Genomic DNA, 18,841 nt, shown 5'->3' on the forward strand with positions numbered 1-18,841 from the left:
TCATGCCCCTTCCGCGGCCAGGCGTGAGCGCCGTGCCGCGATGGAGTCTATGCCCTCAGCGTGCGGTAGCCCGGCCAACAAACACAGCAACTCAGACCACGCCTCCGCGTGCGGAGCGAAATCGTCTCCCCGGGGCGTCCACGACGCGCGCAACTCAATCTGGGCGGAATCGCCGCGAGCCTCAAGGGCCCCGAAGCTCGTCGAAAGCGTTTTTGTGGCGGTGCCAGAGAGATAGGTGTAGCCGGCGCCGCGCGAATCAAGGGCGTCGACGAGCCACGACCAGGCCACATCAGAGATAAAGGGGTCGACGCCGATCTCGAGTTCGAGCGGTGCCTGGGCAAAACACACGATGCGATACGTGCCGCCCCACTCGTCGAACGCGTCGGGATCGTGCATGAGCACGATGCGGCCGGCGCCGTAGGGAGACTCGAGCGCCGTGTCTGCGGCGTCATCGCGCCGAACGCCGCGGGCAACGCCAGCCGCGAGCGCGATCGATTGCGGTGCGATCCGCTCTGGCGCGGCAATCTCCTGAGAAACCAGTTCCCCACGCAGCCGCGCACCGCGGATCTGCTCCGCCGCCGTGTCGAAGTCGACAGGGGCCCCACTGACGCTTGCCATCACACTGGCGACACTAGAGTTTGCTGTGAACAACATGCAGATGCCACGCCGCAATGCGGGGAACAGGGGACGGTCACGAATGGAGCAGCCACGGTGGAATCGCGCGTTCGGGATCGGGGCGGTCGGCGTACTCGCGGGTGCCGCGCTCGCGGGTGCCGCGGGGGCGCTCGTTGGCGGGATTGCGCTTGCGCGCCGCGCCGTGACTCCGGCTTCGGTACCCGAATCACCGGTGACAGTGGTCGAGCTCGGCGACTACGCAGGCTCCCCGGCTATCTGGCTGAACGGAGTTGACGCCGATCTGCCGGGGAAGTACTCGTTCATCTTCGGTCAGGGTGCTGGGCACGCCAGAGTCGGCGCGGTACTCGCGTCGGAAGGCGACACGGCAGTGCGTCAACTCGTGAGGGTAGATCGCGGAGACCTCGCGGTAGGAACCCGCGGGCGCATCACCGGCTGGTGGTTCACCGAGCCAGAGGAGCTGGGCTTCAGGGTGGAGCACGTCACGTACCCAACAGACCTCGGTGACGCCGACGCCTGGATCGTGTACCCGCGCCTACGGCGAAAGCGGCGCTGGGCAGTGCACGTACACGGCCGCGGCGCGTTGCCGCACGAAACGCTGCGCGGCGTGACGTCGCTCGCGCAGAGCGGCGTCACGAGCTTGATCATTAGCTATCGAAACGACCCGGGCGCACCGCCGGGCGTGCGTGGGCGGTACGGCGTCGGATTCTCCGAGAGCCGGGACGTTGACGCGGCAATCGCTGAGGTGCTGCGCCGCGGCGCTGAGCGCGTGACGCTCGTCGGCTGGTCAATGGGCGGCACTGCGTGTCTCGTTGCCGCAACACGCGGGGCTCACCGCGACCGAATCGATGGTCTGATTCTCGACTCGCCAGCGGTCGATTGGAACGCGCTGCTGCGGTATCACGCCGCGGCGCAATCGGTGCCGGGGGCCATCGCGGGGATCGGCGTCGGCATGCTTGCGCGCGGGTGGGTGCGCGCCGGGGAATCGGGCGGGTTGCCGATCGACGAGCTCCACCCCGAGACGTTCGCGGCTGAGCTGCGCGTGCCCGTGCTGATTCATGCGAGCCAGCAAGACACCTTCGTTCCTTCCGCTGGTGCAGAGCGTCTCGCGGCGCTGCGCCCCGATCTCGTGCAGCTCCGGTTGCAGCCGGGAGCGGAGCACGTCAAGCTCTGGAACGTCGACACCGCGGGTTGGGAAGGCGTCACTCGCGCCTTCGCTCGAGCATTGCCGCACCCGCCCTGGCGCGGCTAAGCCGCCTCGCGGCGTAGACTGTCGGCGATGGTCTCAGACACACAGCACAGCACCGCCAGCCTCGTCGGTCGGCGCCCCACGATCAGCGGCACTGAACTCGTGGCGACACTGGTACCACCGCCACAGTTCGATCGCGCGACGTTCGACTCGTATCGCCCCGATCCCGACTATCCGTCGCAGGATGAGGCGCGAGAAATGCTTCGCGCCTTTGCGGCTCCTCCCGCGGCGGTGTCACGCGGTGGTTTCTTCGGTTTTGGGCGGAAGAAGGCAGAGCCGGCGACTCCCGCGACTTCGAAGCCGGGCATCTACCTCGATGGTGGGTTCGGCGTGGGCAAGACTCACCTGCTCGCCGCCACGTGGCACGCGACGGCCGGGCGAAAGTACTTCGGCACTTTTATCGAGTACACCGCCCTCGTTGGCGCGCTCGGGTACAACGGCGCCGTCGGTGTGCTGCAGGGCGCGCGCCTCATCTGCATCGACGAATTTGAGCTCGATGATCCGGGCGACACGATGCTCATGACGCGCCTCATTGGTGACCTGACCGCGACCGGCACGAAATTCGTGGCGACGTCGAACACGCCGCCAAATGCACTCGGCGAGGGCCGCTTCGCCGCCGCAGACTTTATGCGCGAGATCCAGGCGATGTCCGATCGGTTCGTCACCATTCGCATCGACGGCGTCGATTACCGGCAACGCGATCTCGAGGGTGAAGCCGTCGCGCTCAGCGACGACGAGTACAAGTTCGCCCTCGCCGACGTCGCTGCCGCCCACGAGCGCATGACCGACGACGACTTCTCCGCGCTCATCGAGCACCTCGCGACGGTGCACCCGTCGAGCTACAGCGGCCTGCTCACCGGCGTGCAGTGCATCGGTCTCCGTGACGTGCACGTTCTCACGGATCAGTCATCCGCGCTCCGCTTTGTAGCGTTCATCGACCGCGTGTACGACGCGCAGATCCCGATTCGCGCGACCGGTGTGCCACTCACGACCGTGTTCGGCGGCGGCATGCTCGACGGCGGGTATCGCAAGAAGTATCTGCGATGCATGTCGCGACTGAATGCGCTCTCCGCAAGCGAAATCGTATAGCGGTGACCGGTGCCATGAGTGGTGTGCGACGAGCTGAGAGCGCCCGATGACAGGGAAACAGCCGAACTGGGGGAGCATCGTCGGCGGGTTTCTGCGCTCGTTCATTACGGCGTTTGCGAAGTCCTCGACTACTCAGCCGCGGGGCGCGTCGAGTGCCGGCTCGCCGAGCCCGGGCCAACGCGGCGATTCGGCCACGCGTGAGCTGACTTCGGCTGAGATTCGTTCACTTCGACTGAGCTATGAACCCGATCCTGATGGTGATCCCGATCCGGGCGAAATCGTATGGACCTGGGTGCCGTACGCCGAAAACGATGGTCGCGGCAAGGATCGGCCGGTGCTCATCATTGCTCGCATTGACGCGCAAACGACCGCAGCGTGCTATCTCAGTACGAAGCGGCACGACGGATTTGTGTCCGTGGGCACGGGTGGCTGGGATCGCGAGGGGCGCGAGAGCTTCCTGGCGACTGAGCGGGTGCTTCGGGTGACGAACGCGGGCATGCGACGCGAGGGGCACGTGCTCGATCGGGATCGCTTCGTCACCGCCGTGGCCGTGGTCGCGCGCGAGCACGGCATGCGTGGCGACTGACCTGAGCTGACCTGAACCCTCGGGCTATGACACCGTGCAGAACGGGTGGCCCACCGGGTCGAGATAGACGCGAAACGTGTCGTGTGATTCGAGATGCTCTGCACCGAGTGTCTGCAGCTCGTGATGGGCGGCATCGAGGTCGGCGACCTGCACATCGAGATGCGCTTGCTGGTCGCCGTCGTCGCTCGGCCACACGGGCGCTACGAAGTTCGGGGACTGCTGAAACGCGAGCTTCGTGCTGAGTCCGTCGATGATGAGATTGACCCAGGTGTCGCCCTCGGCGTCGATCGTACCGCCGAGTATCGAGCGGTAGAACTCGGCGAGCGTGTGCGGTTCGGGGCAGTCGAACACGACACTGTGCAGCGATCCGATGGGGGCCATGGTGCATCCGTTCTGTCGAGGGCGATCTCATCTTCGAGACCTGATCAGAGCCATTCTCCGCCCTGCCGCGGGTGCAGGCAATGCATCCTCGTCGGGTTGCCCGCAGCGAGGTAGGGGAGTAGGGCCGTTTGCGACCGCGTGAGACAGTCCGCGTCCCGCGAAAGATGTTGGCTCTTTCGCGGCATCGCCTGTGGGGCCATAATGTGTGCAGAGGCGCCACTTGGGCGCTTCGATGAAAGGAACATGGCATGAGCATCGAAGACCTGAGTAAGAAGGCGTCTGATCTCGCTGGTAAGGCCGGCGAATTTGTGAACCAGAACTCCGAAAAGATCCAAGAGGTCGCGAAGAGCGAGCAGGCTGAAGAGATCAGCGACAAGGTGCTCGATGGTGTTGCGGGCTTCGCTGACAAGATCACCGGCGGCAAGTTTTCCGAGAAGATCGCTGATGCGCGCGATAGCGCGGACGGCGCCATCGGTAACGAATAGGTCTCACCAGCACGCACGCGTGCGAAACTTCGGTCCCTCAGCGCTGGTGTGCACTGGGGGACCGAATTGCGTTTCGGGGTGAAGCGGTTGCGAAATTGGAGCCGTCTCCGCGTACACTATTGATAATCGTTATCAATGAGTCACGCGACACGTAGAAGGTTTCTCCGAAATGGCATCCTCCCCGTCACGATCCACACGCACTGCCTCCGAACACTCCTCAGGTTTCGGTTCGACCGCGCCAGATACGCCGCACGCTCTCGACTGCCTTGTTATTGGCGCGGGCCCGGCGGGGGTGGGCACCGCACTGGCGCTTGCAGCCGTCAAGCAGCTCAGCTTCGGTGTACTGGAGCGTGGGCAGGTCGGCCAGACTTTTCTCGATTGGGTTCCCGAGCAAACCTTCCTGACGCCGTCGTTTACGGGAAATGGCTTTGGCGCAACAGATCTCAACGCTGTGCACTACGAGACCTCGCCGGCCTTCAGCCTCGGTGTGGATTACCCGACGGGTGCGGAGTACGCGAAATATCTGCGAAGCGTCGTGGCACATTTTCGGGTACCAGTTCTCGACGGCACCGAGGTCACCTCCGTCACCCGGCACGGTGACGGCTTCCGAGTGCTCAGCGCGCGCGGTCCGGCCTTCGCACGGTCTCTGGTGTGGGCCGGTGGCGAGTTCGGTCAGCCGCTGGCGCCGCGCATCAGCGGGGGCGCGCTTGTGGCGCACAGTAGCGCGCGGAAAGCGTGGGAGACGCGGGACGGCGACGTTGTGGTGATCGGCGGCTACGAGTCAGGGATCGATATTGCCTGCCACCACGTTGAGCACGGCTCGCGGGTGACGGTAGTCGACGCCCAGAGCCCGTGGGAGTCAGGGCGGGGTTCGGACCCCTCATATCGCCTTGCGCCGCGATCGCGCATCTTGTTACAGCAAGCGCTGGCGTCCGGTCGGCTCACGCTCGTGAAAGATCGCGCCGTAGGCGTAAAGCGCACCGATAGCGGGTTCGCGACCCGTCTGAACTCAGGGGAGACGATCCGGAGTTCGACGATGCCCATTGCCGCGACAGGATTCGGGTCGGGGCTCGGGCCGGTTGAACACCTGTTTTCGACGCGGGAGGATGGCTGGCCCGAGCTCGATGAAGACGACCAGTCGACGATCGCGCCGGGCCTATTCCTGTCTGGCCCGGCGATTCGACACGGCGGGCTGAAGTTCTGCTTCGTCTACAAGTTTCGACAGCGCTTTGCGCACATTGCCCGAGTCATCGGGGAGCGCGCTGGTAAAGATACGAGCGCGCTCGAGGCGTGGCGAAGCGCGGGGATGCTCACGGACGATCTCTCGTGCTGCGACGTACAGTGCGGGTGCTGAGCGATATGGGTGATCGATTGCGAACACTGGTTCGCTCGGGCTCGCCGACCCTCCTGCTGCTTGCTGCGGTGGCAGCGGGTGCACTGATCGGCGCGTTGGTGCCTGAGGCGGGGGAGCGCCTCTCGCACGGTGTGGACCCGCTCGTGTTGCTTATGGTCGGCGCGCTCTTCTTCACCGTTCGGTTCGAAGGTTGGGGTTCGCTCCGTCGCGCCCCGCGAACGGTACTGCTGGCACTGGGAGCGAACTTCGTGCTCATACCCGCCCTGGCATACGTGCTGACGCTGTTGCTCGTGCCGCAGGAGGCGATCAGGCTCGGGGTGTTCATCTACTGTCTGTTTCCTTGCACAGACTGGTTTCTCGGCTTCATTCGAATGGCGGGCGGCGACACCGCAACCGGTGCAGCGTTGATCCCGATTCAGCTCACGCTGCAGCTCCTGCTGTATCCCGTGTGGTTGAGTGTGTTGACGGGCACGCAGATCGAGGCGAGCCTCGCTCAGATTGGCCCCGCGCTACTGCAGTGGTTCGTGTTGCCCGCCGCGGTCGCGATCGTGCTGCGCGGGGCGCTGTGGGCGGTGCTTCGATGCGCGCCGCGGGTTGCTTCCCGGGTGGGGCATCGGATTGGGCGTCGGGCAGCGAAGTTCCGGCAAGATCGGATCATTGCGGTCGTTGACCGTGCGATCCCGTTCATCGTCGCATCGCTCATCTTGTGCCTGTTTGCGGCGCACATCGGCACGATGCTCGCGAACCTCTCCGCGCTCGTGCGGGTACTGCTCGCGGTGGTGCTGTTCTTCTTCGTGGTCTACGAGCTCAGCGAAGCGCTGTCGCGTCTCTTCCGCCTCGGGTACGCAGATCGCGTCGTGCTCACGATGGCGACGGCCGCTCGCAACGCGCCACTGATGCTGGCCGTCACGGCGATCGCGCTGCCGGATCAACCACTGGTGACCGCCGCGATCGTGTTGGGGATGCTTGTCGAGTTCCCGCTGCTCACCGCCCTGACGTACCTGTTGCGGAGGGCGCAGCGAGGCGGGGGCGAGACCACGGCGCCGGTTCTGTTGGCATGAAGGTCTACACGCGTGACGTGCAGCCCGGAATCGATGCGGCGAGCGACTCGCGAATCGATGCCGAATCCAAGCGATTCTCGTAATTACTCAGCGACACTGTTCCGAACACCGTCATGCCGTCGTCGGTCGGCGCGCACTGCAGCACGACCACCTGGTGATCGATACCCGCCTCCGAACTCATGACCTCCGGGAGCGAAAGTTGCGCATCCACGGGTACGAATTGCACGTGATCCGCGCCGAGTCGTTCGAGCGGACTGGTGGCCGAGTTCGTGATGAAAATCTGGTCCTCCGCAGCGAGCTCCTCTGAGCAACCGGCGAGCGAGGCGATGAGTACGATAACCGCGCCCACAATCGCTGAGTTCGCGCAAACTCGAATTGAACCCGTCATGCCATCCCCTGTGATGATGCAAGCGCCCGTATCTCCGGCGCGATCCCTGATGGTGGGAGCTTAGTGGCGGATTTGACGGTGAGGCAGAAAGGCGCAGCGGCACACACAAAAAAGAACACCCTCGATTTCTCAAGGGTGTTCAGGAGTGCGCGATACTGGGATCGAACCAGTGACCTCTTCCGTGTCAGGGAAGCGCGCTACCGCTGCGCCAATCGCGCCTATTCAGGCTATTTAGTTGTAGACGAGGTGGCGACGGGATTCGAACCCGTGTATACGGCTTTGCAGGCCGCTGCCTCGCCTCTCGGCCACGCCACCGTAGTTTTGTTACCATAAGTCACCCGGCGTGCCTTATTCAAGCTAACCGGGTTCCTAGAGCGGATGACGAGACTCGAACTCGCGACCCTCACCTTGGCAAGGTGATGCGCTACCAACTGCGCTACATCCGCATTCCGCCGCGTTTCCGCGACCTGTACAACTATAGGGAAGGCTCGGCAGGGGTGCAAATCGGTGTCGCCATCCCGGGCGCGCCGCCCCGAAGTGCCAAATGATCACGGCGAAGTTGCAACATTTCGCGTGCCGTACCGCGCGCCCGGATACTGTGGTTCCATGGCGGAAGGCGCGGGAGCGATAGTGAAGCGATGGGTCGGCTTCACGGTGTTCCTCGCGGTCGTCGCACTCGCTGTAGTCGGCGTTATGCATCGGCAAGAGATCAAAGATCACTTCGCGGCAATCGGGTACGAGGTGACACCGCGCGTTAGCGAGCTCGTGAAGGATCTCGACTTGACCGACTCGGGTCGGCGCGTGTTCATCGCGACACATCCGACGGTCGACGGTAGTCAGCACTTCAACGCGCAATGCTCGGAAGTTGACCACTCGGAGCAGGGTCACGTGCTCGGCTGTTACACCTCCGACCGCATCCACCTCTTCGATGTCACCGACGATCGAGTCAGCGGTATTGTTGAGATCACCGCGGCTCACGAGCTGCTGCACGCGACCTTCTCGCGTTTGGAAGACGGGGATCGCACGCTGCTCGCCTCCCGCCTGCGCGACGTCTACGACGATCTCGCTCCGACGCACCCTGATTTACAAGCGCGCATGGTGGTCTACGAGCACCTCTCTGACGCGGCGTTCGCAAATGAGCTGCACTCGGTGCTCGGCACAGAGGTGCGCGATCTGCCGAGTTGGCTGGAAGATCACTACGCGCAGTGGTTCACGGATCGTTCAGCGTTGATCGACGACTTTGAGAAGTACCACACCGTCTTCAACGATCTCCAGAGTGAGGCGGACGCCCTGCAGAATGAGATGACCGCGTTGCGCGATGACGTCGAGAAGCGGAAGGCCGCCTACGGCGACGCAGTCGATCGCTTTAATGCGGATGCAAATGCGTTCCGGGCGCGGGTGGAACGAAATGAGTACGTCGAAAATCTAGCCGGCGAGCAGGCCGAATCCGCTGCGCTCCAGCAGCGTCGCGCCGGGCTTGATGCAGACCTGGCGTCACTGCAAAAGGACATCGATCGGTACAACGGCCTTCGCGATGACCTTGCATCACTCAGTGAGGTGAGCGCCGAACTCGACGAGCATCTCGACAGCGACCTGGCGCCCGTCACGACACGCCCGAACGAGTAACCTCGAAACCGCAGAAACCTGCCGCGGCCCGTGTCGGGCGCGAATGGGGACTCTGAACCGTGTATTATCTTTCAGGTTGGCACGAAACGGAACCGTAGGGTTCAACTTCGCTGCAGACGGGCGATTGGCGCAGTTGGTAGCGCGCTTCCTTCACACGGAAGAGGTCATCGGTTCGAGTCCGGTATCGCCCACCACGTATTCTCCCGTTCACATATGCCTGGCCGCTTGCTCGTCGCTGCCGGCAGCGTTCAGCGCGGCCTGCGGTGCTAGTGGTCGTGGGCTTTGGCGCGGTGTCGTCGCACCGCGGCGCGGTTGGCGCAGCGCACTGAGCAGTACTGCTGACGCCCATTTCGGGTTGTATCGACGACGACAGCGGTGCAGGGGTCACCCGGTGCCGCACCCGCGGCGCAACGGTGCAGACGGTGCATTCCGCGGGTCGTGAGGTGAAGCGCCGTGCCCACGCTGATGACGGCGAGCAGCACGTGCGAGAGCGCGCGCGCATCGTCTGCTCGGTAATGCAGGTGCCACCCCTCGTCGTTGTGGTCTGTGAGCCGCGGGTACGCTGCGGCCGAGGCCATGTGCATATTCAGGATCAATGCCCGCTCGCGAGATTCGACGGCGTCGACCGCGAGTAGCCAGTCATCGATGACCCGCCGCACCCGCGCATGGTCGGCCGGGTTCTCCGGAAATTCGACGGTCATGCCGAAGTCGCGTGCGCGCGACACAATCCCGGAGCGATCCTGCGGCCAGTCGTTCGCGAGAGACGCCGCGAGAAGCACCGCGTACTCGCCGTAAGGGTTGAGTTGCATAAGGCCATTACAACACAGTGGACATATGCCCAAGATTTCAGACGCTACGACACACGCCCAACCGACCCCCGCAACTCCGCACGAGCATGGCTGGAGCGTCGAGTCCCGACACTTCACGTCTGATGGATTCGTGCTCTACGTCAGATGTGACGGGTGCGGAGCGCGACGCATGGACCTTGAAACCCGCGCTGACCGCCCACCCACAGCGGCCAGCGCGGAACTCCCGAGCAGCGGTGGCGATTAGGTCGCGGGGAGCGCCTGTTCGAGGAGCGGCGTGAGGTGCTCGACTGTGTAGAGCGCAGCCTGCGGTGAGCCAAGCGAGTAAGCGGCCGAGATGTCGCCGTCGATCACGATACTGCGGCCCTCCTTGACCGCTTTCAGCTTCTTCCACTGAGCGTCGTCGGTGATTTCGGTGGTGTCGATGTAAATCGGAAAGGCTACAATCAGGTCCGCTTCCATCTTGTCGAGCTGTTCGCTTGAGATCGGCACCGAGAATCCCTCAGCGTTGAGCGGCAGGGTCTCGATCTGTGGGTTCTGCTCGAAGCCGTAGCGCTCGAGTGTCTCGACTCTATTGCTGTCCTCGATATACGCGCCCCAGCCCTCGCTGGTCTTGGTTGCAGCGGTCACCGTCTTGCCATCCCACTCGGGGTGAGCTTTCGCGGCAGCCTCATACGCGGCGTCGACTTCGTCGAGTAGCGCGTCTCCCTTATCGGGCACGCCGAGCGCCGTCGAGATCATCTCGACCTGCTCCTCCTGGTCGGTGAGGTAATTCTTGCCGTCTTCCGGCACTCCGATAGTGGGCGCTATTTCCGAGAGTCGCGCGTTGCGTTCGCTTTCGCCGCTTCCCTTCACGTCGAGAATCAGGTCGGGATCGAGCGCAGCGATTGCCTCGTACGACGGCTCAAGCGTGTCGATGATCTTGGGGGACTGGTCATACAGCCCTTCGGCCCACGGGCCGACCCCATCGCCTCCGAATTCAAGCCAGTCGGACGCTCCGACGGGCTGATACCCGAGCGCGAGCGCGGTCTCAGCGTCGCCCCACCCGAGTGCGACGATGCGTTTCGGCGCTGCCTTCACCGTGACGTCCCCGAAGGCGGTCTCAACAGTTTGCGGAAATTTCGCGTCTGCGGCGCCCGATTGCGCGGCGCCCGGATCGGCGCCGTCGTGATCAGAAGAGGCTCCGGTGCATCCGGTCAGGGCGAGGGCGCTGAGCGCCCCAATCGTGAGCGCGGAGATGAGGGGGTGCTTGACCCGCATGTGATGGTCCTTTCCGTGGCACTGTGTCGTCTTCTCGCGGCGCGAGCTATGCCGTTCAATCGCAGTGCATTTCGAAATCCAGCTAAGGACACCCTAAGCTTCATCTGTGGTGATCAGTCAAGTGCGCGCCGGTGTGGCGTCGGCTCCCGTGACGCGCGTCGCGGGGTTCGGCAGGCGCCGCATGCTCGGATTCGTCGCGATCTCCGCCGCGTTTGTCGGGGTGCTCGTGCTGAGTCTGTCGATTGGATCGCGCGATGTGGACTTCGCTGATGTCTGGCAGGCACTGCTCGGTGGCGCCTCGAACGCCGAGGCACGCGACGTTCTCGAATTGCGCGTTCCCCGCACGGTGCTCGGCGTTCTGGTGGGCGCCGCACTCGGCGTTGGGGGAGCGCTGATCCAGGCCGTCACGCGAAACCCGCTCGCCGATCCTGGGATCCTTGGCGTGAACGCCGGGTCCGCGTTTGCCGTTGCCATAGCGGTTGGGGTCTTCGGAGTCACCGCACCGACCGATTTCATCTGGTTCGCTTTTGGCGGCGCACTCGTCGCCGCGGTCGTGGTCTTCTTCGTGGGCTCCGCCGGACGCGGCACTGTGAGCCCCGCCCGCATCACGCTCGCCGGTGTTTCGCTCGGTGCGGTACTCACCGGGATCACGTCTGCCATGGTGCTGGCGAACCCGCGCGGCTACAACGCCATGCGCGCCTGGGAAGCTGGCACGCTCGCGGACCGGGGGTGGAGCACGATGGCGGTCGCCGCGCCCTACGTGATCATCGGGCTCGTCGCGGCGATCCTGCTCGGCCGTCCGTTGAACGCGGTCGCGCTCGGCGACGATCTTGCGCGGTCACTCGGTTCCCGCGTAGTGCGCACGCGCGTGTTCGCCATCGTTGCCATCACACTGTTGTGCGGCGCTGCGACGGCGATGGCGGGGCCCATCGCGTTCGTAGGCCTGATGATTCCGCACGTTGCGCGGTGGTTGGTGGGCCCAGATCAGCGCTGGATCATCGCGTACTCCGCCCTCCTCGCGCCTGTGCTGCTGCTCGCCGCCGACGTGCTCGGCCGAGTCATCATGCCACCAGGGGAGTTGCAGGTCAGTATCGTGACCGCGGTCATCGGAGCCCCCGTGCTGATCGTGCTGGTGCGCCGGCAGCGGGCGAGCGCGCTGTGACGGGCCGGTCGGCTGCGTCCGCGCGCTGGGTCCCCGCGGGCAAGATCAGGGTCCCGCTACCGGGGGCGTCGATCCTGGTGCCCCGGCGCTCGATGCTCGTCGGCGTCGGGTCCTTCGCGGCCATCGTCGTGGTCGCGCTGGTCGCACTCAGCCTCGGAGATTACCCGCTGTCGCTGCCGCAGGTTGTCGCGGCCCTCACGAGTGACCAGGGGTTCGCCAGCAAGATCGTCGTCGAGTGGCGCCTGCCGCGCGTGCTCGCGGCAATTATGTTTGGCGCGGCGCTCGCGGTGTCGGGTGCCCTGTTCCAGACTCTCACGCGTAATCCGCTGGGTTCCCCCGACGTTATTGGATTCTCGACGGGCGCCTACACCGGGGCGATCGTAGTGATCACGCTCGTGGGCGGCGGGCTGATCGCGACGTCGATGGGAGCACTGGTCGGAGGGCTCGTGACCGCCGTGATCGTGTACGCGCTCGCGTGGCGGCGAGGTGTCCAGGGTTTCCGCCTCATTATTGTGGGCATCGCCATCACCGCGACACTCAACAGCGTAAATTCCTATCTCTTGCTGCGCGCTCAGACCGAGGTGGCGATGAGCGCCTCCATCTGGGGTGCGGGATCGCTCTCGCTCGTCGGTTGGGATCGCCTGATGATTTCGGCCGTTCCGCTCGCTCTGCTTGCCGTCGTCACGATGTTCGTAGCCGCGCCACTGCGTCAGCTTGAACTCGGCGACGACGCGGCGCGCGCCCACGGAGTCCGAGCGGAACCGGCTCGGCTCGCTGTGCTCGTGATCGGAGTAGCGATGATCGCGGTCGTGACAGCGGCCACTGGCCCAATCGCGTTCATCGCACTCTCCGCCCCGCAAATCGCCCGGCGCATTGCGGCGAGCGCGGGCATTCCGATCGGGGTGTCAGCGCTCGTCGGTGCGGTGCTGCTGCTCGCGGCTGATGTGATCGCGCAGCACGTGGTCTCAGCCTCCGTGCCCGTCGGCATTGTGACGGTCGTGATCGGCGGCCTGTATCTAATCGCCCTGCTTATCAAGGAAGCCAGGAAGCAACTGTGACCATAGAGATGCCCTCCATCGCACCTGCACCCGGCGACCCGAGTGCGCCCCGACTCACTGCAGAGGGGGTCACGCTCGCATATGACCGCCGGGTAATTTCGAAGGATCTCTCATTGGAGATTCCCGACCAGTCATTCACGGTGATTGTCGGCCCGAACGCCTGCGGCAAGTCCACGCTGTTGCGGGCGCTCGCCCGCCTCCTGACTCCCGCGGCGGGCAGTGTCGTGCTCGATGGGAAAGCGATCTCGTCGTACCGCGCAAAGGAGGCGGCGCGCGTCATCGGCCTGCTGCCGCAGAGCTCGATCGCCCCCGAGGGCATAACGGTGTCAGACCTCGTGGCGCGCGGGAGGTACCCGCATCAGGGTTTCATTCGGCAGTGGTCAACTGATGACTTCGAAGCCGTCGAACAGGCGATGCGCGCGACCAACGTGGAAGACCTGCGCAGCCGGCTCGTCGATGAGCTCTCGGGCGGGCAACGGCAGCGGGTGTGGGCGGCGATGGCTCTCGCGCAACACACGCCGATCCTGCTTCTCGACGAGCCGACCACCTTTCTCGACATTGCCCACCAGATCGAACTGCTCGACCTGTTCGCCGACTTGCACGCGTCGGGCAACACGCTCGTCGCGGTGCTGCACGATCTGAACCACGCGGCGCGCTACGCGACGCACCTCGTCGCGATGCGAGACGGCGAGATCGTTGCGGCCGGCCCGCCGCGTGAGATCGTCACCGTCGACCTCGTCCACGACGTCTTCGGGCTCAAGTGCCGGGTGATCGAAGACCCGGCTACTGGTACGCCGCTCGTGGTGCCCGAATCGCGGGCTGCTCGCACTCGCTCCTGAACTCCCACTCTTGCTTTCTCGGCGGGCTTCTGGGACAGTTGACCCACATTCTCGCGGAGGAGGGGCATGCGCGTTCCAGTGGCATCCCGGCGCCGCGCGTTGATCGACGCGGCACTCGTGGTCATCAGTCGCGACGGTCTCGCGGCCGCCACCACTCGCGCAATCGTCGCGGAGGCTGGAATGAGCCTCGCGAGCCTGCACTACGCCTTCCCTTCCCGTGACGCGCTGCTCGAAGCCGTGATTGATCTGGTGGTCGAGCAGGAGCGGGAGGCCGTGATGAGCGCGCTCGCGGCGCCGAGTTTCGAAGCCCCCCGCCCCGATCTGGGGACGGTGCTTCGCGACGGTCTCGGCCTGTATCTCGCCACCATTGATCGGCATCCTGGTCGCGAACACGGCATGCTTGAGTTCACGCTGCACGCTGCTCGTTCCGGATCTCCGGCCGCCGCCCTCCAATACTTGAAATACGAGGGGGTTGTCGCTGAGCTGCTGATCGCTGCAGCGGAAGCCTCGGGGATGCGCTGGAAGGCGCCAGTGTCGGAGCTCGCCATCCTGGTAATTGCTCTGAGTGACGGGCTCACCATCTCCCGCATCGTGCACGGCGACGTCCCCGCGGTCGCGAGCGAAGTGCTCGTCACTGCGCTGATGACGCAGGCCGAACCCGATCCTGAAGTCAGCGAGGCATGATGAGCCGCCGCACGACCTCTGGACCGCCGGAGCCCGTGCGCGCGGATAATCAGGCGTTGCGTTCCCCGCAGCGAGCCGTTACGGCCGGGTGGATCGCCGTGTTCTCGACCGCCTGGCTCGGCGTCTGGATGGCGCAGCTCGCACCGATGCAGCTGCTGCTGCCCGCCCAGGTCGAACGGCTCGTGCACACCGAAGGATGGATCGACAGTGTGCTGGCGTTCGGCGGGGTGAGCGGCGTCTCGGCCGTGTGCGCGATGCTTGCATACCCGCTCACCGGCGCGCTTTCTGACCGCACGACGTCACGGTACGGCCGCCGCCGGCCATGGATCGCGATTGGCGCCGCGGTGTTTGCAATCGGCCTGCTCCTCACTGGTGTGCAAACAACGCTTGTTGGGGTTGCCGTCTGCTGGTCGATCGCGATTACTGGCTTCTGCGCGCTATCGGCGGCCCTCACCGCTCTGATCGCCGACCAGGTGCCCATTCGTCAACGTGGAATCGTCTCTGGGTTTGTGTCCGCGCCGCAGGGCGTGGGCCTCATCGTGGGGTTGCTGCTCGTCACTGAGCTGCTCACCGGCACCTTTGCCGGCTACGCGGGGCTCGCTGCAGTGCTGGTGATACTGGTGGTGCCAGCCTTGCGGTTGCCCGATCCGCCGCTCGCTCCGGAGTACCGAGAGCCCTGGGGTGTGCGACGCGTGATTCAGGGATTCTGGATCAGCCCTCGGCAACACCCGGATTTCGGCTGGACGCTGCTCTCGCGCGTGCTCACGAACACCGGAAATGCGCTCGGGACGAGCCTACTGCTCTACTTCTTGATGTTCGGGCTCGGCCGCGACGGTGCCGAAGACGATTTGCTGCTGTTGTCGCTCATCTATACCGTCATGACGATCATCGCATCGCTCGTGTGCGGCCGGCTGTCTGACGCTCTGGGGCGGCGGAAGGTGTTCGTCGCGGCCTCCGCAGCGCTGCAGGCGGGCGGCGGGTTGCTGCTCGCGCTGTGGCCAGATTTCACGGTCGCGTGTGGCGCAGCGGTGCTGCTCGGTCTCGGGTACGGCTGTTTTCTCGCTGTTGATCAGGCGCTCGCGACCGAGGTTCTGCCCGATGCGTCTTCTCGCGGCAAGGATCTCGGCATCATGAACATCGCGAACGCCGTGCCGCAGGCGCTCGCGCCCATGATTGGGGCGTTGATCGTAGGCGCGAACGGCGGTTTCACGGCGCTGTTTATCGTCTGTGGGGTGTGCTCGATACTGGGCGCCTGGAGTGTGCGAAACGTAAGGAGTGTGCAGTGATCGATCTGACTGTGGATGTCGGGCAACCGTGGGGTAATCCCGGCGCATACTGGCCCGCAATCGCTCGGGCCACCGCCGAACTCGACCCGCCGTTCGGAGTGCTTCACCGCGGAGCGCTCGCCCACAACGCGCACGATCTCGTGCGGCGAGCGCAGGGCGTGCCCATTCGCGTGGCGAGCAAGTCGCTTCGCGTGCGTGGGGTGCTCGAGGCGGTGCTGGCGCTGCCGGGATTTGCTGGGGTGCTCGGCTACACACTCACCGAGGCGATATGGCTTGCGCGACACGGGATTGATGACATCGTGATCGCGTATCCGACGGCTGATCGGGGAGCGCTCGCGGAGCTCGCGGCCGACGAAGAGCTTGCGTCGCGGATCACGATCATGGTGGATGACGTCGCCCAGCTCGATCTCGTCGACACCGTGGTGCCGCCCAGTCGCCGGGCGAAGATTCGCGTCGCGGTCGAGCTCGATGCTTCCTTGCGCGCGCCCGTGCTCGGGCACGTTGGCGTCTACCGGTCACCGATCAGGCACCCTGCGGCGCTCGGCGAGCTCGCCGCGGCCATCGTGGGACGTCCCGGCTTCGCACTCGTGGGCATCATGGTCTACGAGGCGCAAATCGCGGGTGTCTCAAACGCTGGGCCTCAGAAGGCGGCGGTTCGCGCTATGCAGCGCGTGTCGATTGCAGACGTGGCCGAGCGCCGGTCGCGCGCGGTGTCGCTCGTGCGCTCGATCTTGCGAACATCTGATGCTGATCTCGAGTTCGTGAACAGCGGTGGCACTGGGTCAATCGAGTCGACGCGGCTCGATGAGTCGGTGACGGAGATCGCTGCTGGATCTGGTTTGTTCGGGCCGCACATCTTCGACCATTACACCGCGTTCACGCCTGCTCCAGCCGTGGGCTTTGCGCTCTCCGTGGTACGTCGGCCAGCACCGCGCATCGCGACACTCCTCGGCGGCGGCTGGGTCGCATCGGGGCCGCCCGGCGTCGACCGGCTGCCGATTCCGGTGTGGCCGCCCGGGCTCGAGTTTGTGACACGCGAGGCCGCGGGAGAAGTGCAGTCGCCGGTTCGCGGCGATGCCGCCGACAGCCTGCGCGTGGGCGACCGCGTGTGGCTGCGGCACGCGAAGTCCGGGGAGGTCTCTGAGCACGTCAATGAGCTGCACGTCGTCGACGGGAACTGGGGCGATCACGCGGCGGTTGCGGCGGAGCTTCCGACGTATCGCGGCGAGGGGAAGGCGTTCCTGTGACCGGCAGGATCGTGCGAAACTGGGGGCGAAGCGCCGTCTGCCGCCCAGTGAGCGTCGAGACACCCGCGAACGCTGCCGAGGTGGCCGACTTGATGCGCCGTGCCGCGGCAGCGGGCACGACGGTGAAGGCGATCGGGGCCGGGCACTCCTTCAGCGACATCGCCATGACGTCGGGTGTGCTCGTCGACGTCTCACGAGTCGCTGGGTTGCTGGCGCACGATGCGGCCAGTGGACGCGTCACGCTCGGAGCCGGTACGCGCTTGCGCGATCTTCCCGCGCTACTCAGGCCACTCGGGCTCGCCCTCGAAAACATGGGCGATATCGACGCGCAGACAATCGCGGGGGCGACGTCGACGGGTACCCACGGCACCGGGGCGAGGTTCGGAGGGCTGGCCACCCAGATCGTCGGGGTCACACTCGTCGACGGTACCGGTCGCATCACTCGAATAGCGGAGGACGAGCGCCCCGAGATGCTCCCAGCGGCGCGCTTGGGCCTCGGGGCTCTGGGGGTGCTCGTGGCGATCGAGCTGCAGTGTGTGCCCGCGTTTCTGCTGCACGCCGTCGAACGCGCAGAACCGTTTGCGGCGATTGACGATCTGCTCGACCGCTCTCGTGCCGTCGATCACCTGGAAGCGTACTGGTGGCCGCACACCGATCGGTTGTCGACCAAATCGAACGCTCGCCTGCCGATACACGCCCCGCACGCGCGGCCACGGGCGATCCGGAACTGGGTTGAAGACGAGCTGCTGGGATCGGCCGCGCACCTTGCCGTGAGCGGGGTGGGGTGGCTTGTACCCCGTGCCACCCCGACAATCAATCGCCTCGCGTCGGCGGTCTACGGTTCGCGATCGTACACCGATGATTCGCACGCGGTCTTCACGAGCCCGCGGCGCGTGCACTTTCGCGAGATGGAGTACGCCATACCCGCGGCTGCGCTACCCGCCGCCGTGCGCGAGCTGCGCAGCCTGATCGAGCGGAAACGCTGGCGCATCTCGTTTCCGGTCGAGCTGCGCTTCGCCGCGGCCGACGATGTCTGGTTGTCGACCGCCTATGGGCGCGAGTCGGCGTATATCGCGGTGCACCGCTACTGGCGGGAAGACCCCGAACCGTATTTCACGGAGGTTGAGGCAATTATGCGCGCGTACGAGGGCCGACCGCACTGGGGCAAAATGCACGGCCGCTCCAGCGGCGATCTCGCTGACGCCTACCCCCGATTCGCGGACTTTTCGGCCGCCCGCGCCGCACTCGATCCGGATCGGGTGTTCGCGAATGACTACACGCGTCGCGTGCTGGGGGAGTAGCGCGAATCGCGCCAGTAGGCTGGAACCCATGACTTCACTGGGCCCCACGCTGATCGATTTTGTGCCCGCGATCTTTGCGCTCACGCACGCCGTGGTGGGACTTACGGCGATCCTGTCGCTCGCAAAGATTGGGCCACAGCTCAGCTGGCCGAAGATGATCGCGTGGATCTTCTTTATCGCGGCAATTCCGCTCGTGGGCGCCATCGTGTGGTTTACCGCGGGCCGGCGCGGATATCGCTCTGCTGCCGCGGACGACTCGAAGATCGACCCAGCTCCGACGCAGTAGGATCGTACGGTGGTCGGCACCGCGCCGATTCTGCGCGCTCGCCTCCGCGTGCGCGCTCCT

General features: G+C 65.2%; 20 protein-coding genes and 4 tRNA genes. 16 read left to right on the top strand and 8 right to left on the bottom strand.

Features of this window, described 5'->3' with window-relative positions:
* Positions 1–618 (bottom strand): DUF3000 domain-containing protein, encoded by a 618-nt coding sequence (locus tag ACFWHR_RS11175; RefSeq protein ID WP_382448383.1) that lies wholly within the window; start codon positions 616–618, stop codon positions 1–3.
* Between the two features lie 79 nt (positions 619–697).
* Here ACFWHR_RS11175 and ACFWHR_RS11180 point away from each other — a divergent pair, with 79 nt between their 5' ends.
* Genes ACFWHR_RS11180 through ACFWHR_RS11190 form a run of 3 tightly spaced genes read left to right on the top strand, consistent with a single transcriptional unit; the run spans position 698 to position 3,557 of the window.
* Positions 698–1,885: an alpha/beta hydrolase family protein gene (locus tag ACFWHR_RS11180; RefSeq protein WP_382448384.1), complete on the top strand. Its 1,188-nt coding sequence runs from the start codon at positions 698–700 to the stop codon at positions 1,883–1,885.
* Positions 1,886–1,912: 27 nt separating this feature from the next.
* Positions 1,913–2,971: a cell division protein ZapE gene (gene zapE, locus ACFWHR_RS11185; RefSeq protein ID WP_382448385.1), complete on the top strand. Its 1,059-nt coding sequence runs from the start codon at positions 1,913–1,915 to the stop codon at positions 2,969–2,971.
* A gap of 46 nt (positions 2,972–3,017) precedes the next feature.
* On the top strand, positions 3,018–3,557 hold the full coding sequence (locus ACFWHR_RS11190) for a type II toxin-antitoxin system PemK/MazF family toxin (RefSeq protein ID WP_382448386.1): 540 nt from the start codon (positions 3,018–3,020) through the stop codon (positions 3,555–3,557).
* Between the two features lie 24 nt (positions 3,558–3,581).
* On the opposite strand, the gene ACFWHR_RS11195 is transcribed toward ACFWHR_RS11190, so the two are convergent.
* Entirely contained in the window at positions 3,582–3,938 is a 357-nt protein-coding gene (locus ACFWHR_RS11195; protein WP_382448387.1) for a VOC family protein, read from the bottom strand.
* Between the two features lie 248 nt (positions 3,939–4,186).
* On the opposite strand from ACFWHR_RS11195, the gene ACFWHR_RS11200 reads away from it, so the two are divergent.
* The 3 genes from ACFWHR_RS11200 to ACFWHR_RS11210 all read left to right on the top strand — a co-directional run bounded on the left by ACFWHR_RS11200 (position 4,187) and on the right by ACFWHR_RS11210 (position 6,838).
* Positions 4,187–4,423 carry an Rv0909 family putative TA system antitoxin gene (locus ACFWHR_RS11200; RefSeq protein ID WP_382448388.1) on the top strand — a complete coding sequence of 79 codons (237 nt, stop codon included), beginning with the start codon at positions 4,187–4,189 and terminating at the stop codon, positions 4,421–4,423.
* 169 nt (positions 4,424–4,592) lie between these two features.
* Entirely contained in the window at positions 4,593–5,777 is a 1,185-nt protein-coding gene (locus ACFWHR_RS11205; protein ID WP_382448389.1) for an NAD(P)/FAD-dependent oxidoreductase, read from the top strand.
* Positions 5,750–6,838, top strand: a complete 1,089-nt coding sequence (locus ACFWHR_RS11210) for an arsenic resistance protein (protein ID WP_382448390.1) — start codon at positions 5,750–5,752, stop codon at positions 6,836–6,838. The genes ACFWHR_RS11205 and ACFWHR_RS11210 overlap by 28 nt, the downstream gene beginning before the upstream one ends.
* A gap of 4 nt (positions 6,839–6,842) precedes the next feature.
* On the opposite strand, the gene ACFWHR_RS11215 is transcribed toward ACFWHR_RS11210, so the two are convergent.
* The 4 genes from ACFWHR_RS11215 to ACFWHR_RS11230 form a co-directional block, all read right to left on the bottom strand.
* Positions 6,843–7,226, bottom strand: coding sequence for a hypothetical protein (locus ACFWHR_RS11215; protein ID WP_382448391.1), 384 nt, complete (start codon positions 7,224–7,226; stop codon positions 6,843–6,845).
* Between the two features lie 146 nt (positions 7,227–7,372).
* Positions 7,373–7,444 (bottom strand) — tRNA-Val (locus ACFWHR_RS11220).
* A 26-nt stretch (positions 7,445–7,470) separates the two neighbouring features.
* Positions 7,471–7,541, bottom strand: a tRNA-Cys gene (locus ACFWHR_RS11225).
* A gap of 58 nt (positions 7,542–7,599) precedes the next feature.
* Positions 7,600–7,672, bottom strand: a tRNA-Gly gene (locus ACFWHR_RS11230).
* 160 nt (positions 7,673–7,832) lie between these two features.
* Here ACFWHR_RS11230 and ACFWHR_RS11235 point away from each other — a divergent pair.
* Both ACFWHR_RS11235 and ACFWHR_RS11240 read left to right on the top strand, forming a co-directional pair.
* Positions 7,833–8,852 carry a hypothetical protein gene (locus tag ACFWHR_RS11235; protein ID WP_382448392.1) on the top strand — a complete coding sequence of 340 codons (1,020 nt, stop codon included), beginning with the start codon at positions 7,833–7,835 and terminating at the stop codon, positions 8,850–8,852.
* Between the two features lie 118 nt (positions 8,853–8,970).
* Positions 8,971–9,046, top strand: a tRNA-Val gene (locus ACFWHR_RS11240).
* A 72-nt stretch (positions 9,047–9,118) separates the two neighbouring features.
* On the opposite strand, the gene ACFWHR_RS11245 is transcribed toward ACFWHR_RS11240, so the two are convergent.
* Both ACFWHR_RS11245 and ACFWHR_RS11250 read right to left on the bottom strand, forming a co-directional pair.
* The gene (locus tag ACFWHR_RS11245; protein WP_382448393.1) at positions 9,119–9,661 is read right to left on the bottom strand and encodes a CGNR zinc finger domain-containing protein; all 543 of its coding nucleotides are present in this window, start codon (positions 9,659–9,661) and stop codon (positions 9,119–9,121) included.
* A 240-nt stretch (positions 9,662–9,901) separates the two neighbouring features.
* Positions 9,902–10,918 carry an iron-siderophore ABC transporter substrate-binding protein gene (locus ACFWHR_RS11250; protein WP_382448394.1) on the bottom strand — a complete coding sequence of 339 codons (1,017 nt, stop codon included), beginning with the start codon at positions 10,916–10,918 and terminating at the stop codon, positions 9,902–9,904.
* Positions 10,919–11,024: 106 nt separating this feature from the next.
* Here ACFWHR_RS11250 and ACFWHR_RS11255 point away from each other — a divergent pair, with 106 nt between their 5' ends.
* The 8 genes from ACFWHR_RS11255 to ACFWHR_RS11290 all read left to right on the top strand — a co-directional run bounded on the left by ACFWHR_RS11255 (position 11,025) and on the right by ACFWHR_RS11290 (position 18,781).
* Positions 11,025–12,080 (top strand): iron chelate uptake ABC transporter family permease subunit, encoded by a 1,056-nt coding sequence (locus ACFWHR_RS11255; protein WP_382448395.1) that lies wholly within the window; start codon positions 11,025–11,027, stop codon positions 12,078–12,080.
* Positions 12,077–13,138, top strand: a complete 1,062-nt coding sequence (locus tag ACFWHR_RS11260; protein ID WP_382448396.1) for a FecCD family ABC transporter permease — start codon at positions 12,077–12,079, stop codon at positions 13,136–13,138. The genes ACFWHR_RS11255 and ACFWHR_RS11260 overlap by 4 nt, the downstream gene beginning before the upstream one ends.
* An 8-nt stretch (positions 13,139–13,146) precedes the next feature.
* Positions 13,147–13,977: an ABC transporter ATP-binding protein gene (locus ACFWHR_RS11265; RefSeq protein WP_382448705.1), complete on the top strand. Its 831-nt coding sequence runs from the start codon at positions 13,147–13,149 to the stop codon at positions 13,975–13,977.
* A gap of 66 nt (positions 13,978–14,043) precedes the next feature.
* The gene (locus tag ACFWHR_RS11270; RefSeq protein ID WP_382448397.1) at positions 14,044–14,661 is read left to right on the top strand and encodes a TetR/AcrR family transcriptional regulator; all 618 of its coding nucleotides are present in this window, start codon (positions 14,044–14,046) and stop codon (positions 14,659–14,661) included.
* Positions 14,662–14,717: 56 nt separating this feature from the next.
* Positions 14,718–15,947 carry an MFS transporter gene (locus tag ACFWHR_RS11275; RefSeq protein WP_382448398.1) on the top strand — a complete coding sequence of 410 codons (1,230 nt, stop codon included), beginning with the start codon at positions 14,718–14,720 and terminating at the stop codon, positions 15,945–15,947.
* Between the two features lie 5 nt (positions 15,948–15,952).
* Positions 15,953–17,194: an alanine racemase gene (locus tag ACFWHR_RS11280; protein ID WP_382448706.1), complete on the top strand. Its 1,242-nt coding sequence runs from the start codon at positions 15,953–15,955 to the stop codon at positions 17,192–17,194.
* Entirely contained in the window at positions 17,191–18,495 is a 1,305-nt protein-coding gene (locus tag ACFWHR_RS11285; RefSeq protein ID WP_382448399.1) for a D-arabinono-1,4-lactone oxidase, read from the top strand. Before ACFWHR_RS11280 ends, ACFWHR_RS11285 begins: the two co-directional genes overlap by 4 nt.
* Before the next feature lie 28 nt (positions 18,496–18,523).
* Positions 18,524–18,781 carry a hypothetical protein gene (locus ACFWHR_RS11290; protein WP_382448400.1) on the top strand — a complete coding sequence of 86 codons (258 nt, stop codon included), beginning with the start codon at positions 18,524–18,526 and terminating at the stop codon, positions 18,779–18,781.
* The last annotated feature ends 60 nt before the right edge of the window (positions 18,782–18,841 follow it).

It is taken from the genome of Leucobacter sp. NPDC058333, assembly GCF_042726155.1.
Taxonomy (GTDB): domain Bacteria; phylum Actinomycetota; class Actinomycetes; order Actinomycetales; family Microbacteriaceae; genus Leucobacter.